The following is a 23,448-nucleotide window of genomic DNA, read 5'->3' on the forward strand; positions in this document are numbered from 1 at the left end:
GGCCGCGCAAGTCACTCGCGCACCCGCTAACCTTGATGGACGGCGGACGAGCCGGCCGGACGGCCGCGTCGGGGAGCGATCCCCGTCGAGGAAAGTCCGGGCTCCACAGGGCAGGGTGGTCGGTAACGCCGACCCGGGGTGACCCGCGGGACAGTGCCACAGAAAGCAGACCGCCACCGGTCCGCCGGTGGTAAGGGTGAAACGGTGAGGTAAGAGCTCACCAGCGCCCACGGTGACGTGGGCGGCTAGGTAAACCCCACCCGGAGCAAGGTCAAGAAGGGGCCCCCGCAAGAGGCCCCGCGCAGGTGCCTGAGGGCGGCCCGCCCGAGCCTGCGGGTAGACCGCTGGAGACCGCCGGCAACGGCGGCCCGAGATGGATGGCCGTCACCCGCCGCCCCGCAAGGGACGGCGGGCACAGAACCCGGCTTACAGGCCGACTCGTCCGCCGCTTCTCCCGTCTGCGGCCCGCTTTGGAGCGCATGCCCATGGGCGGCGGGAGGATAGTGGCCCCATGCGACAGTTGCGTTGGGCGCATCCAGGCCACGCGGAAGACCGCTCGGCTCACGACGCCGGCGCGTTGCAGGTCGTCGACCTCGACGGCCGGATCTTCTTGACCGGGATGTACTGCGACAGCGACGGTCATAACCGTGTGGATCTGCGTGACGCCGCCTCCGGCGAGGTCATCGACGCGCATTACCACTACAAGCAGTGGTGGAATGCTCCCGCGGACCACTTCACCGGTTTCAGCGGCCCGGACGGCACCTACATCCTCTACAAGAGACCCCGAGGCAGCGGGTACTGCGTCAAACGGGTGACCCCGAATGGCTTCGAGTTCATCGAGGACGCCGTCCCCGAGGACGACGGCGCGTTCTTCGAGGTGGGCCCTGCGGTCCTGGACGGCCGCCTGACCATTCTGACCTGCGATGAACGCACCGCGAGGTTCCGCGAATGGCGCAACGGGGACCACGTGCTCCGCATCTGGACCGCACCTGAGGGATGGGCGGATCCCAGTCCGATGTCCATCGGCGGACGGCCCTGTCTCTGGCTCAGCCATGACGGCCCCGAACACATCACCAGATTGTGGGATCCGACTTCTGACAAACCGGTAGGCCCGCCATTTCTGGTCCGTGGGTACCGATGGGGGCCCTGGATGCTGAACCTGCGTCCCGTGGCCCTGTTCAAGGTCGACTGGCGCGACTTCCAACTCTGGGACCTGGGACGCCGGGAACCCTGCGGACCGGGGCTGGGCGACCTCGAACTGAAGAACCCGTCCGTCGGGCTCATCCACGGCCGCCCCGCCCTGGCGGGCACAGTGGGCAGGGCGCTACAGCTCTGGGACATCCCCACAGGCCGTCTGATCAACGCCACCGCCCTCCCGGACACCCCCATAGCCACCGCGATCGGCTCGACGAGCACCGCCTGGGCCGTCACCACCACCGGCCACATCGGCAAACTCACCATCAAACCCGCCGAAATCCACCCCGCCGCCCGCGGCCACGGAGCCAATTCGCCGCCGATCACGGGTGAAACGGTGAGTTGAGAGCGCTTCGCTCGACCGGTGCGCTGGCGGGTGCTCGTTGCGGGGATGCAGACGAGGTCTGGCAAATGTGAGACTTGTTCATGTATTTTGGCGCTCCCCGGCGCTAGGAGATCGCATGGGTTCGCGGCGGCTCGTGCCGACGGTCGTGGGTGCGGTCCTGGTGCTCGTCCTCGGCGGGGCACTGATCGACCCGGTCGGGTACTTCGCGCTGCTGGGGGCGCCCGGCCGCTGGATGCCGGCCGCCCGGTGGCAGGCCGCGCCTCTGGCGGTCTACGTTCCCTTGCTGCTGCTGGGCACGGGGCTGGTCGCCGCGGCCTTCGGGCATCTGGGACGGCGAGCGCGGTTCGCGACGGTCTGGGCGGGGTTCGTGCTGGCCGCCGTGGTCGCGAAGGCCGTCATGGCGGAGGCGGCGACCGCACCCGAGGCGAACGTCGCCGATCTGCTGTGGGCGACGAGCTTCACCGTTCCGAAAGCGGCCCTGTACGGGCTGGTGCCCGCAGCGATGACCCTGCCCTGGCGCGCCGGCGAGCGCGGCGGCGAGGAGCCCGCGCACGGGGCGCACTGGCCGTTCGCGGCCGTCAGCGTGGCGGTGGTCGCCGTGACCGGGCCCTGGGTCGCGTCGCACTGGTCGCGTGACCTGCCGTCCGGGCTGCCGTCCGCGTCCCCGCAGGGCGGAGCGGCCGGATTCGCCGCGGGCCTGCTCGTCCTCCTTCTCGCGCTCGCCCGCACCCAGCGGACCTTCGCTCGCCGCTCCCGCGGGGCCACCGGCGCCTTCCTCGGCGGGTGGCTGGCCGGGATGTGGGCGGGCCTCGCGCTCGGCGCCGTCCAGGTCGCCGGGCTCGTGGTCCTGGACGGGCCCGGCACTCCGCTGCAGACGCCGGCCGCGTCGTGGGTCAGGCTCGCCGAGGGCGCGTCGTTCGGCATCGCCTTCGGCTGGCTGCCCGGCCTGCTCGCCCTCCTCGCCGCCCGCGGCGCTCTCCGATGGCCGGTGAAGCGGACCGTCCCGGTGCTCGCGCTCCTCACCGCGGCCGTCCTCGCCGCGACCACGGGAGCGGTGGCCTTCGCGCGGCCGGAACCGGTACCCGCCGCCCGCGAGCCGGCCGCCGCCGGGTCCGCGGTCGTCGCCCGCGGGACGGAGCCTTCGCCGCTTCGAGCCGTCCGGGGAGAGCGCCCCCGCATCGTCGACGCCGAGGGACGGCAGGTTCTCCTGCGCGGGGTGAACGTCAACCAGCTGGTCGACTTCTACGCGCCGCGCCCGGACGTCCCGGTCGCGCTGCCCCTCAGCGAGGACGACTTCGCGCAGATGGCCGCGCTCGGCCTGAACGTGGTGCGCCTCGGGGTCTCGTGGTCGCGGATCGAACCGCGCCCCGCCCGGTACGACGAGGGCTACCTGCGGCAGATCGACCAGGCCGTGGCCTGGGCGAAGCGGCACGGTATGTACACGGTGATCGACATGCACCAGGACGGCTGGAGCAAGGCTCCCACCCCCGCCGGAACCTCCTGCCCCCTCGGCACGTCCAGGATGGACGGCTACGACGGCGCGCCCGCCTGGGCGACCAAGACCGACGGTGCGCCCCGCTGCCAGTTCACCGGGCGCGACATCTCGCCCGCGGGCAACCGGGCGTTCACCAACTTCTACTACGACCGCGACGGCGTGCAGAGCCGCCTGGTGAAGGCGTGGGGCATGCTCGCCGCACGCTTCGGCGCCGATCCCGCGGTCGCCGGGTTCGATCCGCTCAACGAGCCGGGCTTCGGCGAGCAGGCGCCGCTGACCTCGACGCTGCTGCTCGGCCGGTTCTACGACCGCGTCCTGCGGGCGATCCGCGCCGCCGAGGCCCGGCCCCACCCGCTGTTCGTCGAGCCGAGCATCTTCTGGTCCGGCACCGGGTTCGACCCGCTCCCGCGCGGCTCGTTCGCCTCCGATCCCGACATCGTCTTCGCACCCCATCTGTACGCCGAGTCGATCACCATGGACGCCTCGCTCGGCCTGCCCGTCATGACCTCGGTCGAGCACGGCTTCGTCCTCGCCCGGCGGGCCGCCCGCGACCTGCCGGTGTGGAGCGGCGAATGGGGCTTCTGGGGAGACGCGGACGCGGTGGCCGGGAAGCTGCGCCGCTACGCCCGCAAGGAGGACGGCCACCGGATCGGCGGCGCGTTCTGGGTGTGGAAGCAGGCGTGCGGCGACCCGCAGAACGGCGTCGAGCCGACCGGTGACGGGCTCAACAACCTCGACTGCGCGACGGGCCGGTTCCTGCCCCGCGACGCGGTGGCCGTCCAGGAGCTCTCGCGCGCCTACCCGCGCGCGGCGCCCGGCGTCCTCACGTCCCTGCGTTCCGTGCCCGGCGGCAGGCCGGGGGAGAAGGCCGCGGGGCCCCGGGAGTTCGCCCTGGCCGGGAGGGCGTCGGGCGGCGGCTGCGGCCTGGACGTCTGGGTGCCGGGGGAGGACCGGCCCGCCCCCGCGGGCTCCGGTGTCGACCGCGTCGAGACCCGGCGGGTCGAGGGCGGCTGGCGGGTCACCGGCTGTGCCCGCGGCTCGTACCGCCTGACGATCGGCTGAGGCCGCGGGCGGGAGCCGAGCGGAAGTCCTGCGAGCGGTCGGGCGGGCGCGGAGCCCGTCTTCCCAGGGGACGGGCGGCCGGGTGTGTAATTTCCCGTGGGTGTGGGGTGGGGACAGAGACTCTCTTGAAACGGGTCACAGGACACAGAGGGTTTCATACGGGGCGCATACCGTTCAGGTACGAGCTGATCGCCCTGATCGGTGAGGGCGGCGGGGCCGGGGTGCTGAGTCCCGTGGGAAAGGAGCGATGATGATCGTCATCGTGTTCGTGGCCATCGTGGTCGCCGGGATGCTGGGGAGCCTGGTGTACCTGTGGGACTTCTCGCGCGCCAGCCGGCGCGACGCGCTGTTCCTTCCGGCGTCGGACCGGCGTTCGCGCCGGGCGCGCCGCGTGACGGGGATGTACGTGCGGGACTACGGGCGCAGCGACGAGGAGCTCGTCGGGCGCTGGTAGGAGCTTGGAGCGCGGGCCGTCCTGCCGGGGGACGGCCCGCGCCCTCATGTCAGGGTCCGGGGCTGCGGGGCATCGTCCGCGACGGGGGCGAAGGTGCCGCCGGACTGGTCGAAGACCTCGACGGTGGCGGTCCCGAGGTCCAGGTAGAGGCCCACGAGCTGGATGTCGCCGGAGTCGACCCGCTCCTGGAGCCACGGGTAGGTCAGCAGGTTGTCGAGCTGCTGCATCACATTGATCTTGCAGAGGCGGGCGAGGGGCTGCTCGTCGCCGGAGGGGTCCTCGGCGAGGAAGCGGGCGAGGCTGTGGTTGCCGTGCTTCAGCCAGCGCGACAGGCCCTCCAGGTGCTCGACCTCGGTGCCGCCGGCGAGCAGCGCGGCCATCGCGCCGCAGTTGGAGTGGCCGCAGACCGTGATCGTCTTGATGTCCAGGACGTTGACGGCGTACTCGACGGTCGCGGCGACGGAGTCGTCGGGCGTCCGGGAGCCGTGCCGGGGCACGAGGGCGCCGACGTTGCGGTTGATGAACAGGTCGCCGGGGCCGCTCGCGGTGATGATGTTGGGCACGATGCGCGAGTCGACGCAGGTGATGAACAGATGCTGGGGTTTCTGCTCCATCGCCAGCTCGGCCATGATCGGCCGGACGAGCGGGGCCGTGCGCCCGTGGTACTCGCGCACGCCGTTCAGCAGGACGTCCGCCGGGGACATCTCGGGTGCGTCGAGCTCGGTCTCGGAGCGCCGCCGCCGATTCGACCACGGCGCCCACCAGCGGGCGGGAGGCGGGGTCTTGGCCGGTTGGGACATATCGCCTGTCACAGCTCTTTCATACCAAGCCTCATGAACCTCGTCGATGTCGACCCTCCCCCCTTGGCGTTCGTGTGCCAGCCGCCACCGGTGGACGGCGTCGAACGCGGCGTGGTCCATGAAGTCGACGTTGAGGTCCAGATCGACGCTGCAGTCCGCCGGGATCTGCTGGAGCGCGCGGGCCACGCGGGGGACGCCGAGGAAGGTGAACGTGCCCTCGACGACCACGTGCCAGCGCGGCGCGGAGGGGACGTCGTCGGGGGAGAGGACGAGTTGCTCCGTCCGGACCGAGAGCCGGGTCAGCCGGCGCAGGGCAAGCACCGCCACGACCCCGATGCCGAGCAGGACGCCCTCGCCGAGCCCGAACAGCACGACGCCGCCGAGGGTGACGAAGTAGGCGGGCGCCTCCCGGTGGTGGCGCAGATCGCGGACCCGTGACAGGTCGGCCAGGCGGACGCCGAGCACGACCAGCAGCGCGGCGAGCGCCGCCAGCGGGACCTGCTCGATGAGCGGCCCGCAGGCCAGGGCCAGGACCAGGACCCAGACGCCGTGCAGGATCGGGGACAGCCGGGTACGGCCCCCCGCCTCGACGTTGGCGGTGCTGCGGACGATCACGCCGGTGACCGGCAGGCCGCCCAGCACGCCGGAGACGGCGTTCGCGGCGCCCTGGCCGAGCAGGTCGCGGTCGAGGTCGGCGGGCGGGACGCCGGCCGGGCGGGCGCGGTCGACCGCGACGCTGCACAGCAGGGACTCGACGGCGGCCACGAGCGCCACGGAGAGGATCGCGCCGGTGATGCCGAACAGCGTCCCCTGCGGCATGACGGGAGGGCCCCAGTCGCTCAGCAGCGAGGACGGCAGGTCGACGCGCGGTACCCGCCAGTCGAGGGCCCAGGCGAGGACGGTGGCCAGGACCACGGCGGGCAGCGGGCCCGGAATGAGGCGGAGCGCCCCGATCCGCGGCAGGCGGGACCAGCCCAGCACCACGAGGACGGTCAGCCCGGCCACGAGCGCCGACCGCGTGTGCGGCTGCGCGAGCTGCCCCGGCAGCTCCAGCAGGTTCGCGACGGCCGACTGCTGGGGGCTGCCACCGAGGACCACGTGCACCTGGGCGAGGACGATCAGGATGCCGACGCCGGCCAGCATCCCGTGCACGACGGCGGGGGAGACGACGAGGGCGGCCCGCGCGACCCGGCTCACGCCGAGCACGATCTGCACCAGCCCGGCGAGCATGGTGATCGTGCAGGTGGCGCGCCAGCCGTAGGTCTGCACGAGCCCGGCGACGAGGACGGTGAGCCCGGCGGCGGGCCCGCTGACCTGGAGCGGCGAGCCGCCGATCAGGCCCGCGACGATGCCGCCGGCGACCGCGGCGATCAGCCCGGCGGCGACGGGCGCGCCGGAGGCGACAGCGATGCCGAGCGAGAGCGGGATCGCGACCAGGAAGACGACGAACGAGGCGAGCAGGTCGCGCCGGATGGTGGACACACTCGGTGTCTTGATAGTCACACACTGTATTCAACCAGAGCCGGCGGTGCCTCGACCCGGACATGACGAGGGCCGCCGGACGGATCCGGCGGCCCTCGGCCCAACGCGCTTCAGTGTGCGGAGGTCAGCGGCGGTAGTTCTCCCAGTCGTCGGCCGGCTGGCGCGAGTTGTACGGGGGGTTGTCGTCCCGCTGGCCGCCCTGCGGGTAGCCGCCTTGCTGCTGTTGCGGCTGCGACGTCCCGCCGTAGTAACCCGATCCGTACGCCTGCGTGGAGTTCGGGTCGTTGTAGCCGCCGGTGCCCTGGTCGTGGGGCGCGGCCAGCGGGTCGCCGCCGTTGTAGCTGCTGCCGCTGAAGTCGCCGTAGGCCCCGGCGCCTCCGGAGCCGCCCTCGGCGCCGCCGCCGAACCCGCCGAACGACTCGCGGCCGCCGCCGAGCGGGTCGTCGTAGCGCTGCGAGTCGCCGTAGGCGGGGGCGGTCGGGTAGCCGTCGCTCTGCTGGCCCTGCCCGTACCCGGACGGAGCGCCCATCCCGGGGTCGTAGCCCTGGCCGGATCCGGTTCCCGCGTCGTAGCCGCCCTGGCCGCCGGTCGGCGCCGGCCACGGGCCGCTGTTGCCGGTGCCCTGGCCGCCGGGCGGGGTCGTCCCGTAGGAGCCGGTGCCGAGCGGGTCGCTCAGCGGGTCGTTCAGGGAGCCGCCGTAGGAACCGCCCGTGTCGGACGACGGAGCCGACCGCTGCCGGTCGGACTGGATGCGCTGGAGCAGCTCGTCGACGGTCGGGAGCTTGTGGCCGTCGGTGTCGGAACCGCCGCCGGGGCCGCCGTGCGCCGCCGGAGCGGCGGGCGCGGAGGGGGCGGGCGGTGCGGGCGGCGCGGGCGGCTCCTCGGGACGGCCGAGGGGCAGGCCGAGCGGGTCCCCGCCGAGGGCCCCGCCAGGGCCGGACGAGCCGAGCGGCATGTCGAAGTCCTGGCGGCCTCCGGGCGGGGGACCGGCGGCGGGGCGGCCGCCGAGCGGGTCGGAGTTGTAGTCGCCGTAGGACGGCTCCGGGGTGCCGTACTGGGGCTGCTCGGGGACGCCGTACTGCGGCTGGTCCGCGCCGTACTGGTCCTGGCCGCCGCCGTACTGGTCACCGGGGTACTGGTCACCGCCGTACTGGTCCTGGCCGCCGTAGGACGGGTCGCCGGGGCCGTAGTCCGCGGCGCCGTAGGCGGGCTGCGGCTCCTGGCCCCCGTAGACCGGCTGGTCGGGCGCGCCGGGGCCGCCGAAGGGGCTCTGCGGTCCGGGGCCGCCCGGCCCGGCGAGGTCGGCCGGGATGGGGTCGAGCGACGTCGCGCTCGGGTCGCCCGCCGGGAACGGGGAGCCGCCCTGGAAGCCGCCGGGGCCCGGAGGCGTCTGCTGCGGGCCGGTCCCGCCGCCGAGGCCGTTGAGGACGTTGCCGTCGGGGCCGAAGGAGACCGGCTGGGTGAGGCCGGGCTGCTCGACGGGCGGCTGCTCGGGCGGGGGAGCCTGCGGCGCGTTCAGCGGGTCGGCGGCCGGGCCGGCGTCGGGACGCGCGCCGCCCTCGTCGTGCTGCCAGGGGAACTTGGGCTTGTCGAAGGTGATCGTCGCCCAGTAGTCGTCGTCCTCCATCTCGTCCGACGCCTGGCCCGGAGGCGGGGGCGGCGGGGCGGACGGGGCCGGAGCGGAGGTGGGAGCGGCGAGCGGGCCGCCGCCACCGCCGGCGACGCGGCGGTCGGGAGCGGCGGGCTCGGGAGCGCGGTCGTAGCCGCCCTCGTACCCGCCGTCGTAGCCGTCGTCGTAGCCGGGGCCGTAGTCCTCCTGGCCGCCCATCTGCTCCTGCGGCGGGGGGATGGCCCTGCGGCCGCGCGGCTGCTTCTGCGGCTCGTCGTCCATCCAGTCGTCGTCGTCATCACCCCCAGCCCTGCTGGCCCGCAGGCCGAGGGCCACGAGGACGACCACGAGGACGACGACCACAATGAGGCCGAAGACCACGATGTAAGAAGTCATGCCACCACCCAATGCCTTGGCCCGGCGAGAGTCGCCAGCGCGGACCGCGGGTCCGTCCCGTTTGTCGCCAGCGTCCGGATAGTCACGGGTTTCCGCCGCCTTGGCTTAACCCGATTCTCTCCGACCGCTATGACCGTTGTCACACCCTTCGCGCACATTTACCCTCACACGGCGCGTGCCGATCGGCCAACTTCGCCGACCCGCACACCCCTGACGACTCCGGCCCCCGGTGGGGTCCGCCCTGACCCTGTGCTCTCAGGCTCCACGGTCAACGCGCCCGCTCGCCGCCGAAGTTCCCGGTGATGCGCCCGCGTCCCACCGTGTGCTTGGCGATGGCGGGGAGCGAGTCCTTCAAGGCCGCGCCGTTCTGGAACGGTGCCGGGTCGTCCAGCGCGTAGATGGTGAACCGGTACCGATGCTTGTCTCCCTTGGGCGGGCACGGGGGCGAGTAGCCCGCCTTCTTGCCTGTGGTCAACCCTTCGACGGTCCGGTCCAGCCGGGCGCCTTCGACCAGCTCGTTGACGGTTCCGTCGATGCCCGCGATCACCCAGTGGACCCTGGCGCCGCCGGAGGCGTCCGGGTCGTCCATCACGATCGCGAACGACCTGGTTCCGGCCGGCGTGCCCGACCACCGGAGCGGCGGGGTCTTGCCCTGCCCGCCAGGGTACGTCGTGCAGCCGTACCTCGGGGGCAACTCCCGCCCATCCCGGAAGACGGGGCTGGTCACGGTGAACCACTCCGACAGCTCGGCGCTCTTGTTCTGGGGCTGGCCGATCAGCCCGCAGCCGCCCAGCGCCCCGGCGAGTGCGAGGGCGCCCACCGCGGCCATGACCGAACGCCGGTCTCTGCTCATCATCGATACGCTCCAGGGCGAGATGCTACGCCGCGCGCCGCCGGGGCGCCTGTCGTCCCGGCCCCCGCTCTCGGCCGCGCGCGTCCCGCCGCCGGCGCCCCCTTCCTCGTCCGCCCCAACCATAGGGCTTTCTCGGGGGTGGGACGGGCGGTTCGGCGCGCCTCGGGGAACCGCCGCCCCGCCGGGTCTCCTGTGACGTTGGTCATGCGCGCATTGCCCCACCTCATGGTGATTTTGGGGAAGTAGTGGCGGGTTTCACACCCGATACGGGCCCTTCGTTTACCTGTACGGGAAGTTCACCGGTTCTTTCCTGGTTCCTGGTTGGTGAAGGGCACGTTCCATCCGCTAGTTTGTGAATGTCTTCACAAGCCGACCGTGACATTGGAGGGCCGCAATGGCCAGGACCGCCGAGGGGACCCCTGGCGCTCCCCACATCCTCATCGTGGGTGGCGGCTATGTGGGCATGTACACCGCTCTGCGCCTGCAGAAGAAGCTGAAGCGGGAGCTGAGGAGGGGCGAGGTCAGGGTCACCGTCGTCGACCCCAACTCGTACATGACGTACCAGCCGTTCCTGCCCGAGGCCGCCGCCGGGAACATCTCCCCGCGGCACGTCGTCGTCCCGCTGCGCCGGGTGCTGCCCAAGTGCACCGTCCGCAAGGCGCGCGTCACCGAGCTGAACCACGACGAGCGATGGGCCATCGTCCAGCCGCTGGCCGGGCCGCCCGAGCGGATCTCCTACGACTACCTGGTCATGGCGGCCGGCGCGGTGCCGCGGCTGCTGCCGATCCCCGGGCTCGCCGAGAACGGCATCAGCCTGAAGACCGTCGGGGAGGCCATCCACCTGCGCAACCACATCCTGGAGCAGCTGGAGATCGCCGAGTCGACCGACGACGTCGAGCTGCGCCGCAAGGCGCTGACCTTCGTGTTCGTCGGCGGCGGGTTCGCCGGCGTCGAGGCGGTCGCCGAGCTCGAGGACATGACCCGCGACGCGACCAAGTACATGCGCAAGGTCACCCCGCAGGACCTGCGGTTCATCCTGGTCGAGGCGACCGACCGCATCCTGCCCGAGGTCGGCCCGGACATGGGCAAGTGGACCGCCGAGCAGCTGCGCGGCCGCGGCATCGCCGTGAAGATGAAGACGTTCCTGCAGTCCGCGGTGGACGGGCAGATCGAGCTGTCGGACGGCAGCAGCTTCCCGGCCGGCACCCTCGTGTGGAACGCGGGCGTCAAGCCGTCGCCGGTCGTGCGGAACGGAGACCTGCCGGTGGACGAGCGCGGCCGCGTGAAGGGCACCGAGTACCTCACCATCGAGGGCCTGGTCCGCGCGTTCACCGCGGGCGACAACGCCGCGATCCCCGACCTCACCGAGGACGGGCAGTTCTGCCCGCCGAACGCCCAGCACGCGGTGCGCCAGGCCAAGCTGCTCGGCGACAACATCGTCCGCTCGCTGCGCGGCAAGACCCTCAAGCCCTACGTGCACGGCAACCTCGGCGCCGTCGCGGGCCTCGGCCTGCACAAGGGCGTGGCCAACCCCCTCGGCATCAAGCTCAAGGGCTGGCCCGCGTGGTTCTTCCACCGCAGCTACCACGGCGCGATGGTCCCGACCTTCAACCGCAAGATCCGCGTCATCGCCGACTGGACGCTCGCGCTGTTCCTCAAGCGCGAGACCGTCTCGCTCGCGACCATCGAGCAGCCGCGCGCCGACTTCCAGCTCGCGGCCCTCGACGACGCCAAGGCGAAGGCCAAGGCGCCCGAGAACGCGGCCTGACCGGCAGTCCTGAACCGGTGGAACGTGCCTGAACCGGTCAGCTCCGGACGCCCCGGCGGTCACCCGACCGCCGGGGCGTCCCCCGTTCCAGGGAGAACCGGGCCGTGCCGTGTTCAGGGCCGTGCCGTGTTCAGGGCCGTGCCGTGTTCAGGGCCGTGCCGTGTTCAGGGCCGCCGTGGTTCGTCTCCGCTGGTCAGGCGCGCTTTTTGAAGGCGCGCAGGGACAGGGGGGCGAAGACCAGTGAGATGCCCACGCCCCACGCGAGCGCGATCCAGGCGTGCTCCAGGACGGGCCCGCCGACCAGGAGGCCGCGCATGGCCTCCACGAGCTGGGTCACCGGGCTGTTGTCCATGCAGAACGCCAGCCAGCTGGGGATGCCCTTCGTGGACGGGATGAACGCGGTGCTGAGGAAGCTCAGCGGGAAGATCACCACGAAGCCGAAGATCTGCACCTTCTCCGGCTCGTTGACCTTCATCGCGATGAAGACCGACGTCCAGGAGAACAGGATCGCGAAGCCGAGCAGCAGCAGGAACGCCGCGCCCACCGCCAGGACGTTCGTCTCGACCCGGAAGCCGATGGCGAAGCCGACCAGCAGCAGGATCGCCATCGACCACGCCTGCTTGACGGTGTCGGCGATGATCCGCCCGGCGAGCGGGGCGCTGCGCGCGATCGGCAGGCTCCGGAACCGGTCGAAGACGCCCTTGGTGATGTCGGTGTTCAGCCCGAACCCGGTGCTCATCCCGGCGAACAGGGCGTTCTGGGCGATGATGCCGGGGATCACGATCGGCAGGTACGCCTCGACGCTGCCCGCCATCGGCGGGCCGAACACGTAGGCGAACAGCAGCACGAACATGATGGGCTGGATCGACAGGTCGAGCAGTTCCATCGGGTTGTGCTTGATCTGGACCAGGTTGCGCCAGGCCAGCGTGACCGTGTTGCGCACGGCCGTGCCCGGCGCGATCCGCCTGGACAGCTCCTGCGGCGCGAGCGTCGCGGTGGTCATGCTGAGGCACCTTCCTTGTCGGCCTGCTTCTCCAGCTCGCCGGCCTCGGCGTCGATGTCGTCGGTGTGGTGGCCTGTGAGGGCGAAGAACACCTCGTCCAGGCTGGACTTGCGCAGTGACAGCTCGCCGACGGCGACGCCCGCCTCGTCGAGACGGCGGACCACGGCCGGCATGAGCTGCGGGTCGGTGATCGGCGCGCTGACCAGGTCGTCGCGGACCTCCGGGACGGCCTCGGCCAGCTCCCCGACGATCCGCTCCACCGCCGCCACGTTCGCCGCGTCGACCGGCCTGACCTCCAGCACCTGCCCGCCGACCTGGGCCTTCAGCATGTCGGACGTGCCGTGCGCGATGGCCTGGCCGCGGTCGATGACGATGATGTCGTCGGCCAGCTGGTCGGCCTCCTCCAGGTACTGCGTGGTGAGCAGCACGGTGACGCCGTCGTCGGTCAGGCCGCGGACGATGTCCCAGAGCCCGTTGCGGCTGCGCGGGTCGAGGCCCGTGGTCGGCTCGTCCAGGAACAGGATCTGCGGGCGCCCGACGAGGCTCGCCGCCAGGTCGAGGCGGCGACGCATCCCGCCCGAGTAGGTCTTGGCCGCGCGCTCGGCGGCCTCGGTCAGCTGGAAGCGCTCCAGCAGCTCGGCGGCGCGCGACCTGGACTCGCGGCGCGGCAGCCCGAGCAGCCGCCCGATCAGGACGAGGTTCTCGGTGCCGGTCAGCATCTCGTCGACCCCGGCGTACTGGCCGGTCAGCCCGATCAGCTGGCGCACCTTGTGCGCCTCCTTCACCACGTCGTACCCGCCGACCTGGGCGGTGCCGCCGCTCGGCTCGATCAGCGTGGCGAGGATCCGGGTCATGGTCGTCTTGCCGGCGCCGTTCGGCCCGAGCACGCCGAGGACCGTCCCGGCTTCGGCGGTGAGGGAGACGCCGTCCAGCGCCCTGGTCTCACCGAACCGCTTCTCCAGGCCGTCGGCCTGGATCGCGTAGGTCATGGGATCTCCTAGGACTCGGTTGCCGGACGCCGGGGCCCCGCGGCCGGGGACCAGCAAGGTAGGCGGAGTCCGGGTCAAGTGCATCCGATTTTTCCCGCCGCCCCAGGCAGGGCTCTGTCGGCAGCGTGAACCACGCCACAAACCTTGCATGCCCCACTGACAATCTCGCGCGCGGCGGATCACGTGTGAGGTACCGAGAATCTCGCACGCGCTACTGACAGAAACGACGCCGCGCCGGGAATCGTGCCGCCGCTTCACCGGTCTTTCCGCGGCCTCGGGACGGCGGAAGGGCGCTTCGGGCGTTCTAGACTCGCGGTGTGACGTCGGTGCGGCGCGGTCGCCGGAGGGACGGCGGGGGGCCGCACCCGCCGCGGCTGCGGCCGCCCGAGCACCGGGTCTCGCCCCGCGCGATCGCGCACTGGGCCATCGAGTACCTGCTGCTGTGGGGGCTCGCGTTCGGCCTCGCCCTCGGCGTGGCCGCCTGGGCCGGCGACGCGGGCTGGGACGCGCTCCCCGGCTGGCTGACCGGTCGGATCGGCTGGCTGCCCTACCTCGTCGGCGCCGCGGGGCTGCTCATGGTCACGGTCGCGCCCGTCTGGCGGTACCGCGTCCACCGCTGGGAGGTCAGCGCCGACGTCGTCTACACCCGGACGGGCTGGTTCAGCCGCGAGTGGCTGCTGGTGCCCGTGGGGCGCATCCAGACCGTCGACAGCAAGCAGGGCCTGATCGAGCGGATGCTCGGCCTCGCCACCATCGAGGTGAGCACCGCCTCCCATGCCGGCTCCTCGGAGGTCTCGGGCCTGCCCGTCGACGTGGCGACGCGGCTCGCCGAAGACCTCGCGCACCGCGCGCACGACCTCCGCGACGACGCGACGTGACCGCACGCCTGCATCCGCTCACCTTCGTGGTCGGCGCCGTCCGCGAGCTCGTCGCCCTCCTGGCCGCCGGCGCGACGGGCCTGCTCGTGGGCGGGCTGTCCACGGCGTTCTACTTCACGCTCGTGGGGCTGGGCTTCGGGCTGCTCTTCCACGTCGCCAACTGGGTGACGTTCACCTACGGCCTGCACGACGACCGGATCGAGTTCCGGCGCGCCCTCATCGGCCGGTCGGTCAAGAGCATCCCGCGCGACCGGATCCGGGGCGTGGACATCAGCGCCTCGCTCCCGCACCGGCTGCTCGGGCTGGCGGTCGTGCAGATCGACGCCGGGGCGGACGGCGGGGAGGGGGAGTTGAACGCGGTCTCCCGCGCGGAGGCCGAGCGGCTGCGCGGCGTCCTGCTCGCCCGCGACGCCCCCGTCCCGCCGAGGCGCGTCCTCGGGCGCATGCGGCGGCGCTGGTACCTGTACGCCCCGCTCAGCGGCGCCTACCTGCTGACGCCGTTCGCGCTGGCCGGCAGCCTCCTCGGCACCGTCTACAACCTCGGCGACGACCTCGGCCTCATCACGCGGGAGCGGGTGGAGAGCCTCGGCCACGACGTGGTGGGGCTGCCGACGGCCCTGGTCCTCGTGCTGATCATCCTGACGCTGGTCGCCATGCCCGTCATGTCGGTGATCGCCTTCACCCTGTTCAACTGGGACTTCACCGTCCACGAGCGGGACGGCTCCCTCGTCGCCGAGCGCGGGCTCGTCACCCGCCGCAGCGTCTCCCTCGAACGGCGCCGGCTGCGGGGCGTCGAGCTCGCCGACAACCCGTTCGAGCGCGCGGCGGGCGTGACCCGCCTCGGCGCCCTCGTCACCGGGCTCGGGGACGCCGCCCAGCGGGGGCGCCTGCTGCCCGCCGCTCCCCGGGCGGCCGCCGAGGCCCTCGCCGCCCGCGTCGTCGGGAACGTCCCGGGCCCGCTGGCCGCGCACCCGCCGGCCGCGCGGAGCCGCCGGGTCGTGCGCGCCGTGGCGGTCCCGGCCGGCGTCGCGGTCCTCGCCGTCCTCGCGGGGCAGCCCTGGGTCGCCGGCGCGTGCGCCGTGACCGCCGTCCTCGCGGTGCCGCTGGGCCTGGACCGCTACCGCCAGCTCGGCCACGCCACCGACGGGGAGCGCCTCACCGTCCGGTCGGGCTCGCTGCGCCGCCGGCAGGTCGTCGTCGAGCACTCGGCGGTCATCGGCTGGCGGGTCCGCCAGACGCTCTTCCAGCGCAGGCTGGGCCTCGCCACCCTCTTCGCCGCCGTGGGCGCGGGGGACGGGGGCTGCTCGGCGACGGACATGTCCGAGGAGGACGCCGTGGCCCTCGCCGCCGCCATCACCCCCGCCTGGCTGACCCCGTTCCTGGACCGGCCGCCCGGTGCCGGCACCGAGCCTATTCGGGCCGGCGGGCACCGAACATGATCTCGTCCCAGGAGGGGACGGAGGCGCGCTTGCCCTTCGCCTTGCGGCGCCGGGCCGGACGCTGCGGAGCCGAGGACTCGGCGGCCGCAGCGGCGGCGGCGGGCGAGCCGGTGGCCGGCTTGTCCTGAGCGGCGGGCATGGTGGGCCGGGCCGCGGGCTTCTTCTTGGCGGGCGGCCGCGCGGGCTGCCGCTGCGGCGCGGGCTTGCTCTCGGCGGCGGGCTCGCGGGACGGCGCGGGCCTGCGGACCGGCGCGGCCTCCCGCTCGCCCTCGGGGACACGCGGCGCGTCGGCCTCGACGCGGGGCCGGGCGGCCGCCGGCGCCTCGGCGGGCCCGGCGGGCTCGCTGCGCTCCGGGGAGGGGGCGGCCTGGGACGCCGCGACCGCCGGCGCCTCGTCCGCCTGGGGCGTTTCGTCCACCTCGGGTGCTTCGTCGGCCTCGAGCTCGCCGGCCGCCTCGGACGCCTCCTCCGGAAGAGCCGCCTCCGCCGCTTCGCCGGACGCGTGCTCCTCCTGCCGGACCTCTTCGGGCGCTTCGGCCTCGCCGCTCTCGGACGCCGCTTCGGTTTCTTCGAGGACGGGGGCCTCGTCCTCCTGCTTCTGGACGTCCTCGGCGGACGCCGCCTCCTCTTGCGCGGTGCTCTCGGCGACCGCCTCGGCCTCGCCGCTCTCGGACGCCGCTTCGGTCGCGGCCTCGCCATGCCTCTCGACGGCCTCGGCCGGCTCCGCGGGCTCGAACCCGGCGGCGTCGCGCGGCTCGTCGCTCTGGCCGGGCGCCACGGCCTCGTCCGCGCGCACCTCGGCAGGGGGCGCGGTCTGTGCCGCCTCCTCGGCCGGCGGGCCGGGAGGGGGCGCCTCACGGCCCTGTGCGGGCGGGCGGGGGAGCGCGGCCTCGCGCAGCGAGGGCGTTTCGGGCGCCTCGCGGAACGCGGGACGGGGATCGAGCATGCGGCCGCGTTCGACGATGTAGGTGCGGGGCTCCGCGGCGCGCAGCGGCTCCGGCGTTCCGGGCTGCTCGGACTCGGCGGGCAGGCCGCGGGCGGTGAACTCGCGCCCTCCGGGGGCGATGCCACGCTCCTGGGAGGCGACGTCGCGGGGGTGCGGGGCGACGTCGCGGCCGTAGGGCGCGAGGTCGCGCGGCGCGCTTTCGCGGTCGCTGGAGACGACCTTCATCGCGGGACGGCGCGGGACGAGGGGCGTCACGGTGTCGGAGAGCGCGTCGTCGTCCCACTCGACGGAGGTGAGCCGGGCGGCGACCTCGTCCAGCGGGGTGACGTGGCGGCGGCGCGGGTCGAACGTCCACTCGGCGGCGTGCGGGCGGCCGCCCTCGAAGAAGGACAGCCGGACGCGCCAGGTGCCGTCCTCGCACTTCCAGGAGTCCCACTCGACCTCTTCGAGGTCGACGCCGCCGCGGCCGAGGCGCTCCTCGACGGTCTCGCCGAGCGGCGGGCCGGGGGTGGACTCGCCCGGGCGGCGGACGGTGACGCGCTGCGCCTGCTGGGCCATGTATTCGCGTTCCTGCAGGACCGGACCCTCGAACCAGCGGACGCGTTCGACGGGGATGCCCGCCGACTCGGCGATCTCCTCCGCGGTCTCCCCGGACCGGATGCGGGCCTGGATCTCCTTGGGGCGCAAGGGACTCTCCACTTCGATCTCGAACTGGCCGAGGCGGGAGAAGTGCCCACGGACCGCGGCGCGGAGCCGGTCGTCGACGGGCAGGGTGAACCGGGTGCCTCGGCCCGCGGTGGCCAGGACGAGGTACGTACCGTCCTCGCTGACCGCGACGAGGCGCAGCTCCTGCATGCGTGTCCTTCCTGCCCTGTCCAGACGGCACGGAGGACGCCGGACCGCGGCCGTGCTCTCACCGGCCGGCCGTCCGATGCCCACCGAGGGCGCATGCGTGCCCTTCCCCCGGGTTCCCGAGTCTCTCTTTCGGACACACCTGCTGCCAGCACCGTACCCGGCATGTCCGAACATCGCCGCTCTCGAAGCCCCCTTCACGAGGTAGAAGAGGGCACCTGACCAAGCTTGCCGGTGTCGCGACCGGCGAGGGGGCGCTCTGCGCGATTCTTGTCCATCCTTTTCCACACCGTTCCCGACGGCGCCCGCCGGCGGCGCCGCGAACCTCCCGCCGATTCGACGTTGCGAGCGTCACGTCGTGGGCAGGAACACGCGCGTGCTCCCGATCAGTTCCTCTTCGGGGTGTCCATGGCGAGAGGCAAGGGGTGATTTCAGGCGATGCCGCGCAAGCTGCCGGATCTGAGCACGACGCAGCTCATCGCCAGCGCGACGGCGACGGCGGTCGCCGCCCTGGGCGCGTCCTACCTGGGCGTGTACGGGACGATCATCGGCGCGGCGCTGATGAGCGTGATCTCGACGGCGGGGTCGGCGGTCGGCAAGCACTACCTCGACCAGGGCCGGGCGCAGATCAAGGAGCTGACGCACCTGCAGTCGGCGGTCCGCCGCCGGGACGCGGCCGAGGGCGCCGCGGACGAGGCGAGGAGCGCCGACCCGACCCGGACCGCGGTGTGGTCCGGCGACCCGAACGCGACCCGGTTCGACCCGCTGCCCGGCGGGGGAGACCCGAACGCCACGCGGCTCGACCCGGGCGGCGATCCGGGCGCCACGCGCCTGGACCCGACGCAGACGGTCGCCGCCGCGCTCGCCGAGGAGGCCGGTGAGGACGCGGTGCGCCAGGTCGTTCGCCGCTCGGCCTGGCAGAGCACGGTCGAGTGGGCCAAGGCGCACTGGGTGAAGCTCGTCGTCTCCTCGGCGGCGGTGTTCGCCGTCGTCATCGCCGGGATCACGGTCTACGAGGCGGGCACCGGCAAGCCCGTCGGCGGTGCGAGCGGCAAGGGCCTGACCGTCACCAAGGTCGTCGGCGGCGGGGGCGATGAGCGCCCCGCCGACACGCCTTCGCAGAATCCCTCCGGCGGCACCGGCGAGCAGCCCGGCACCTCGCCGAGCGGCACGCCCACGGGCGAGAGCCCCTCCGGCGGCCCGAGCTCTCCGGCGCCTGGGACGTCGGAGCCGGCCGAGCAGCCGACCCAGGCGCCCACGACCGCCCCGCCGACCACGGCGCCGACGACACCGGAGCCCCCGGCGACCACCGGAGGCCCGCAGGACGGCGGCCAGGGCGGCGCCGACCCGCAGACCCGCACCACCCCCGGCGGCTAGTCGCCGAAGACCTGCCTCGTGTAGGGGTTGGCGAAGCGGCGGTCAGGGTCCAGTTCGTTGCGCAGGGCGCGGAAGTCGCCGAACCTGGGGTACGCCTTCTCGAGGTAGGCGGCGTCGCGGGTGTGGAGCTTGCCCCAGTGGGGGCGCCCGTCGAGCCCGGTCAGCAGGTCCTCGACGCCGCGGAAGTAGTCCTCGTGCGGGTCGCGGTGGTAGACGTGCACGGCGATGAACGCGCTCCTGCGCCCGTGCGCCATCGACAGCCAGGCGTCCTCGGCGGGGAGCAGCCGGACCTCGATGGGGAAGCTGATCCGCCAGTCCCGCTTGGCGAACAGGGAGCGCAGTCCGCGCAGCGCGGGGACGAGCGCCTCGCGCGGGATCCCGTACTCCTGCTCCTTGAAGCGGACCGTGCGGGGGCTGGTGAAGACCTTGTACGAGGTGTCGCTGTAGGTGCGGGCCCCCAGGGCCTTGGCGGAGATGCCGTTCACGAACGGCACCGTGGCGGGCGCCCGGTGGGTGACCCTGTTGACGCCCCCGAAGACGGTGTTCGACAGGAACTGGTCGTCCATCCAGTGCTTGAACCTGGAAAGCGGCTGCGCGGGGCCCTCGACGCGGTTGTTGCGCTTGGTCAGGCAGCCCTCGGTGTGGGGGAACCAGTAGAACTCGAAGTGCTCGTTGGCGGCGTCGAACTCGTCCACGCGCGCGAGCACCTCGTCCCACTTCATCGGCGCCTCCTGCGCGCGCAGCAGGAACGCCGGGACGGTCCGCCAGGTGATGGCGGTGACGACGCCGAGCGCGCCGAGTCCGGCGAGGGCCGCGGCGAACAGGTCGGGGCGCTCCTCGCGCGAGCAGGTCGTGAGGGTGCCGTCGGCCAGGACGAGTTCCAGGGCCTCGACCTGGGAGGCGAGCCCGGCGGCGTCGCGTCCGGTCCCGTGCGTGGCGGTCTGCAGCGCGCCCGAGACGGTCTGCTCCTGGATGTCGCCCATGTTGGCCAGCGCGAGGCCGTGCTCCTCCAGAAGGCGGTTGAGCGCGTGCAGCGGCAGGCCCGCCTCGACCGTGACGAGGCCGGTGGCGGTGTCGACGGAGCGGACGGCGGTGAGCGCGGTGGGGCGGAGCAGGACGCCCTCGGCGACGGCCGCGCCGGTGAAGGAGTGCCCTGTGCCGGTCATGCGGACCGTGAGGCCGTCGCCGGCGGCCGACCGGACGGCGGCGGCCACCTCGTCGGCGCTGCGCGGTGTGGTCGCGCGCAGCGGTGCGGCCTGCTGGTTTCCCGCCCAGTTCTGCCACTTCGGGTTGGTCGCTGGGGACATGCGGTGACTCTACTCAGGAATCGATCGTGAGGAAAGTTCACATTTTTCGGGAGCCCGAACGGGGGCACAGAGTCGGCGATACCGTACGATCCGGTAACCACGGCAGGTCAACCGTCCGTAGCGACACTCGTGGGGAAATGTTGTGGCTCCTCCTTCAGCTCCGCGCACCGGCGCGACCGGCGGCGGCGAGGCGCCCGCCGCCCGCGCGCCGAGGCCGCGGCCCGAGAAGAAGAAGCGGCCCGAGAAGAAGAAGCGGGACCCGCGGGGCAAGGGCGCACCGCCGCCACCGCCGCCGCGGGGCGGCCGGGCGCTGCCGCTCCTCATCGGCGCCATAGCGGTCCTCGCCGTCGCCAGCACCTCCGGCGGCGTCTACGCGGCGCTGACCACGCAGAAGGCCGAGCCGGCCGGGGGCGACCCGCCGCAGGAGGCGCCGCCGAGCGTGCGGCCCGGCGACCCGGTGAACGTGGCCACCGGCGGCCAGGTCGCGCCGCTGCGGCGCGTCGTGCCGCCCGACGTGCTTGCCGTCGGCACCGGCTCGATCCCCGCCGCCAAGATCAGCCGGATCGCGAAGCTCGGCAGGGTCCGCGACGTGGCGGCGGTCGCGGGCGGCGCCGTCCAGCTCCAGGGCCGCCAGGTGAACGCGCTCGCCGTGGACCCCTCGGCGTTCCGCTCCTGGACGCCGCCCGCGACGGCGAAGAAGACCGACCTCTGGGGGGCCCTGGCCGGCGACCAGTTCGTGGTGTCGCCCGCCGCCGCCCAGCAGCTCCAGCTCAACCGCGGCTACCAGTACCCGGTGGTGGGGCGGACGATGCCGAAGCTGACCATGGGCGGCTCCGGGCCGCTCGGTCTGCCCGGCATCGACATGCTCGTGAGCAGGAGGTCCGGCGAGGAGATGGGGCTCGTCCCGAACGTGGCGGTCCTGGTCAACGCGCCCGGGGTGAGCCCCGGCAAGGTCGTCAAGGCCGTCAGCACGATCCTCGGACCCGGCACCAGCGTCCTGAACCTGCACGACGGCAAGTACCAGACGCCCGCGGACGGCGGGCGCCCCGGCAGCTACCTGGACCTCTACAAGCAGGCGGCCAAGAGCTGCCCCGGCCTGTCCTGGACGGTCCTCGCCGCGATCGGCCAGGTCGAGAGCGACCACGGCCGCAACGCCGGCCGCTCCAGCGCGGGCGCGCTCGGCCCGATGCAGTTCCTGCCCTCCACCTGGAAGGGGTACGGGGTGGACGGCGACGGCGACGGCAAGGCCGACATCATGAACCCCTACGACGCCATCCCGGGCGCGGCCAAGTACCTGTGCGCCAACGGGGCGGGCCGGGGCGGGAAGCAGCTCTACCGGGCCGTCTGGCAGTACAACCACGCGGACTGGTACGTCCAGAAGGTCCTCAACCTGGCGAAGGCGTACTCGGCGCGCTACGAGTGAGACCACCCCTGACGAGGGGCGGCGGCCGGGGCTGGTTGGATGGACGCATGACGTCGTATGACGCGTTGCTTCTGCTGTCCTTCGGGGGGCCGGAGGGGCCCGAGGACGTGCTCCCCTTCCTCGAGAACGTCACCAGGGGGCGCAACATCCCCAAGGAGCGCCTTGTGGAGGTGGGCGAGCACTACTTCCTGTTCGGCGGGGTCAGCCCGATCAACCAGCAGTGCCGCGACCTCAAGGCCGCCATCGAAGCCGACTTCGCCGCCCACGGCGTGGACCTGCCGGTGTACTGGGGCAACCGGAACTGGTCCCCTTACCTCGCCGACACCGTCCGCCAGATGAAGGAGGACGGGATCCGGCACGCCGCCGCGTTCGTGACGTCCGCCTACAGCGGCTACTCGACCAACGACCAGTACCTCGACGACATCGCGCGCGCCCGGGAGGAGGTCCCGGGCGCCCCCGAGATCGACAAGCTCCCCGTCTACGCGGACAGGCCCGGTTTCGTCGAGCCGTTCGTGGACGCGGCCAAGGACGCGCTGAGCCGCCTGCCCGAGGGCGCGCGGCTGGTCTTCACCGCCCACAGCGTGCCCCTGTCCCAGCCCAACCAGGAGCTGTACACCGCGGAGTTGCACACGGTCGCGCAGACGGTCGCGCAGCGCGTCGCCCCCGGGGCCCCCTGGGACCTCGTCTACCAGAGCCGAAGCGGGCCCCCGAGCCAGCCGTGGCTGGAGCCGCAGATCACCGACCACCTGGAGGAGCTCCACGGCCAGGGCGTCCGCGCCGTCGCCGTGGTGCCGATCGGGTTCGTCTCCGACCACATGGAGGTCAAGTACGACCTCGACGTCGAGGCCGCGGAGCGGGCCTCCGAGCTCGGGCTCGACTTCGTGCGCGCCGCCACGCCCGGCAGCGACCCGCGCTTCGCCGCCCTGCCCCGCCTCCTTCTCGAAGAGGTCTCATGAGCCTGGCCGACGAGCTGCTGGAGCTCGCCGTCGCCACCGCCCGCGAGGCGGGCCGGATGCTGGTCGACGAGCGTCCCGCGGGCGGTCCGGACGTCGTCCAGACCAAGTCGTCGCCCACCGACGTCGTCACCCAGATGGACCGGGCCGCCGAACGGCTGATCATCGAGCGGATCAGGGCGGTGCGCCCGGGCGACGGCTTCCTCGGCGAGGAGGGCGGCACCCAGGCCGGCGGGAGCGGCGTGCGCTGGGTGGTCGACCCGATCGACGGGACGGTGAACTACCTCTACGACCTGCCCGACTGGGCGGTGAGCATCGCCGCCGAGGTCGACGGGGAGGCCGTTGCCGGGGTGGTGGAGATCCCTCTACGCGGCGAGACCTATACGGCGGTGCGCGGCGGCGGCGCCTTGCAGCACACCGAGTCGGGCGAGCGCGAGCTCCGAGTGAACGCGCACGTGCCGCTCGGCAGGGCGCTCGTGTCCACCGGTTTCGGCTACGACGCGGGACGGCGGGCACGGCAGGCGGAGGTCCTCACCGGGGTGCTGCCGAACATCCGCGACATCCGCCGGGGCGGGTCGTGCTGCGTCGACCTGTGCTCGCTCGCCGCCGGGCGGGCCGACGCCTACTACGAGCGCGGCGTCCAGGCGTGGGACATCGCGGCCGGCGGGCTGATCGTCCGCGAGGCGGGCGGGCGCGTCGAGGGCCTGCACGGCGCGGCCCCGGGCTCGGAGCTCACCATCGCCGCCGGGCCGGGGACCTTCGAGGCCCTGCACGACGTGCTGGCCCCCCTCGACCCGACCAGGGACTGAGGCGGGACGGGCC

17 protein-coding genes and 1 other RNA gene are annotated in these 23,448 nt (G+C 73.3%); 11 read left to right on the forward strand and 7 right to left on the reverse strand.

The window, feature by feature from the left end:
- The first annotated feature begins 47 nt into the window (after nucleotides 1–47).
- The 4 genes from rnpB to FKD65_RS36495 all read left to right on the forward strand — a co-directional run bounded on the left by rnpB (nucleotide 48) and on the right by FKD65_RS36495 (nucleotide 4,551).
- Nucleotides 48–445, forward strand: an RNA gene (rnpB, locus tag FKD65_RS36480) — RNase P RNA component class A.
- Nucleotides 446–511: 66 nt separating this feature from the next.
- Nucleotides 512–1,540 (forward strand): hypothetical protein, encoded by a 1,029-nt coding sequence (locus FKD65_RS36485; protein WP_141583456.1) that lies wholly within the window; start codon nucleotides 512–514, stop codon nucleotides 1,538–1,540.
- A 115-nt stretch (nucleotides 1,541–1,655) separates the two neighbouring features.
- Nucleotides 1,656–4,097 carry a glycoside hydrolase family 5 protein gene (locus FKD65_RS36490; protein WP_141583459.1) on the forward strand — a complete coding sequence of 814 codons (2,442 nt, stop codon included), beginning with the start codon at nucleotides 1,656–1,658 and terminating at the stop codon, nucleotides 4,095–4,097.
- 250 nt (nucleotides 4,098–4,347) lie between these two features.
- On the forward strand, nucleotides 4,348–4,551 hold the full coding sequence (locus tag FKD65_RS36495) for a hypothetical protein (RefSeq protein WP_141583461.1): 204 nt from the start codon (nucleotides 4,348–4,350) through the stop codon (nucleotides 4,549–4,551).
- 44 nt (nucleotides 4,552–4,595) lie between these two features.
- On the opposite strand, the gene FKD65_RS36500 is transcribed toward FKD65_RS36495, so the two are convergent.
- The 3 genes from FKD65_RS36500 to FKD65_RS36510 form a co-directional block, all read right to left on the reverse strand.
- Nucleotides 4,596–6,854, reverse strand: a complete 2,259-nt coding sequence (locus FKD65_RS36500) for a bifunctional SulP family inorganic anion transporter/carbonic anhydrase (protein ID WP_141583463.1) — start codon at nucleotides 6,852–6,854, stop codon at nucleotides 4,596–4,598.
- Nucleotides 6,855–6,957: 103 nt separating this feature from the next.
- Nucleotides 6,958–8,838 (reverse strand): hypothetical protein, encoded by a 1,881-nt coding sequence (locus FKD65_RS44575; protein ID WP_168221294.1) that lies wholly within the window; start codon nucleotides 8,836–8,838, stop codon nucleotides 6,958–6,960.
- A 268-nt stretch (nucleotides 8,839–9,106) separates the two neighbouring features.
- Nucleotides 9,107–9,691, reverse strand: coding sequence for a YbhB/YbcL family Raf kinase inhibitor-like protein (locus tag FKD65_RS36510; RefSeq protein WP_141583465.1), 585 nt, complete (start codon nucleotides 9,689–9,691; stop codon nucleotides 9,107–9,109).
- 394 nt (nucleotides 9,692–10,085) lie between these two features.
- Between FKD65_RS36510 and FKD65_RS36515 the strand changes: the two genes are divergently transcribed.
- Nucleotides 10,086–11,459 (forward strand): NAD(P)/FAD-dependent oxidoreductase, encoded by a 1,374-nt coding sequence (locus FKD65_RS36515; RefSeq protein ID WP_141583467.1) that lies wholly within the window; start codon nucleotides 10,086–10,088, stop codon nucleotides 11,457–11,459.
- A gap of 193 nt (nucleotides 11,460–11,652) precedes the next feature.
- On the opposite strand, the gene FKD65_RS36520 is transcribed toward FKD65_RS36515, so the two are convergent.
- Together FKD65_RS36520 and FKD65_RS36525 are read right to left on the reverse strand one after the other, a co-directional pair.
- Nucleotides 11,653–12,462, reverse strand: coding sequence for an ABC transporter permease (locus tag FKD65_RS36520; RefSeq protein WP_141583469.1), 810 nt, complete (start codon nucleotides 12,460–12,462; stop codon nucleotides 11,653–11,655).
- The gene (locus FKD65_RS36525; RefSeq protein WP_141583471.1) at nucleotides 12,459–13,451 is read right to left on the reverse strand and encodes an ATP-binding cassette domain-containing protein; all 993 of its coding nucleotides are present in this window, start codon (nucleotides 13,449–13,451) and stop codon (nucleotides 12,459–12,461) included. Before FKD65_RS36525 ends, FKD65_RS36520 begins: the two co-directional genes overlap by 4 nt.
- A 317-nt stretch (nucleotides 13,452–13,768) precedes the next feature.
- On the opposite strand from FKD65_RS36525, the gene FKD65_RS36530 reads away from it, so the two are divergent.
- Both FKD65_RS36530 and FKD65_RS36535 read left to right on the forward strand, forming a co-directional pair.
- Complete coding sequence (locus FKD65_RS36530) at nucleotides 13,769–14,329, forward strand: PH domain-containing protein (RefSeq protein WP_240809770.1); 561 nt, start codon at nucleotides 13,769–13,771, stop codon at nucleotides 14,327–14,329.
- The gene (locus FKD65_RS36535) at nucleotides 14,326–15,768 is read left to right on the forward strand and encodes a PH domain-containing protein (RefSeq protein ID WP_141583474.1); all 1,443 of its coding nucleotides are present in this window, start codon (nucleotides 14,326–14,328) and stop codon (nucleotides 15,766–15,768) included. The genes FKD65_RS36530 and FKD65_RS36535 overlap by 4 nt, the downstream gene beginning before the upstream one ends.
- Here FKD65_RS36535 and sepH read toward each other — a convergent pair.
- Entirely contained in the window at nucleotides 15,740–17,569 is a 1,830-nt protein-coding gene (gene sepH / locus FKD65_RS36540; RefSeq protein WP_205718375.1) for a septation protein SepH, read from the reverse strand. The genes FKD65_RS36535 and sepH overlap by 29 nt on opposite strands.
- Nucleotides 17,570–18,004: 435 nt before the next feature.
- Here sepH and FKD65_RS36545 point away from each other — a divergent pair, with 435 nt between their 5' ends.
- Complete coding sequence (locus FKD65_RS36545) at nucleotides 18,005–18,943, forward strand: hypothetical protein (protein WP_141583476.1); 939 nt, start codon at nucleotides 18,005–18,007, stop codon at nucleotides 18,941–18,943.
- Here FKD65_RS36545 and FKD65_RS36550 read toward each other — a convergent pair.
- Complete coding sequence (locus FKD65_RS36550; RefSeq protein WP_141583478.1) at nucleotides 18,940–20,250, reverse strand: D-arabinono-1,4-lactone oxidase; 1,311 nt, start codon at nucleotides 20,248–20,250, stop codon at nucleotides 18,940–18,942. The genes FKD65_RS36545 and FKD65_RS36550 overlap by 4 nt on opposite strands.
- Before the next feature lie 142 nt (nucleotides 20,251–20,392).
- On the opposite strand from FKD65_RS36550, the gene FKD65_RS46415 reads away from it, so the two are divergent.
- The 3 genes from FKD65_RS46415 to FKD65_RS36565 are packed head-to-tail and all read left to right on the forward strand — an operon-like array spanning nucleotide 20,393 to nucleotide 23,435.
- Nucleotides 20,393–21,673, forward strand: coding sequence for a lytic transglycosylase domain-containing protein (locus FKD65_RS46415; RefSeq protein ID WP_141583480.1), 1,281 nt, complete (start codon nucleotides 20,393–20,395; stop codon nucleotides 21,671–21,673).
- A 47-nt stretch (nucleotides 21,674–21,720) separates the two neighbouring features.
- Nucleotides 21,721–22,629: a ferrochelatase gene (locus FKD65_RS36560; protein WP_141583482.1), complete on the forward strand. Its 909-nt coding sequence runs from the start codon at nucleotides 21,721–21,723 to the stop codon at nucleotides 22,627–22,629.
- Nucleotides 22,626–23,435, forward strand: a complete 810-nt coding sequence (locus tag FKD65_RS36565; protein ID WP_141583484.1) for an inositol monophosphatase family protein — start codon at nucleotides 22,626–22,628, stop codon at nucleotides 23,433–23,435. The genes FKD65_RS36560 and FKD65_RS36565 overlap by 4 nt, the downstream gene beginning before the upstream one ends.
- Nucleotides 23,436–23,448: the final 13 nt, after the last annotated feature.

Origin of the sequence: Actinomadura sp. WMMA1423 (assembly GCF_006547145.1) — a bacterium.
Lineage (GTDB): Bacteria > Actinomycetota > Actinomycetes > Streptosporangiales > Streptosporangiaceae > Spirillospora.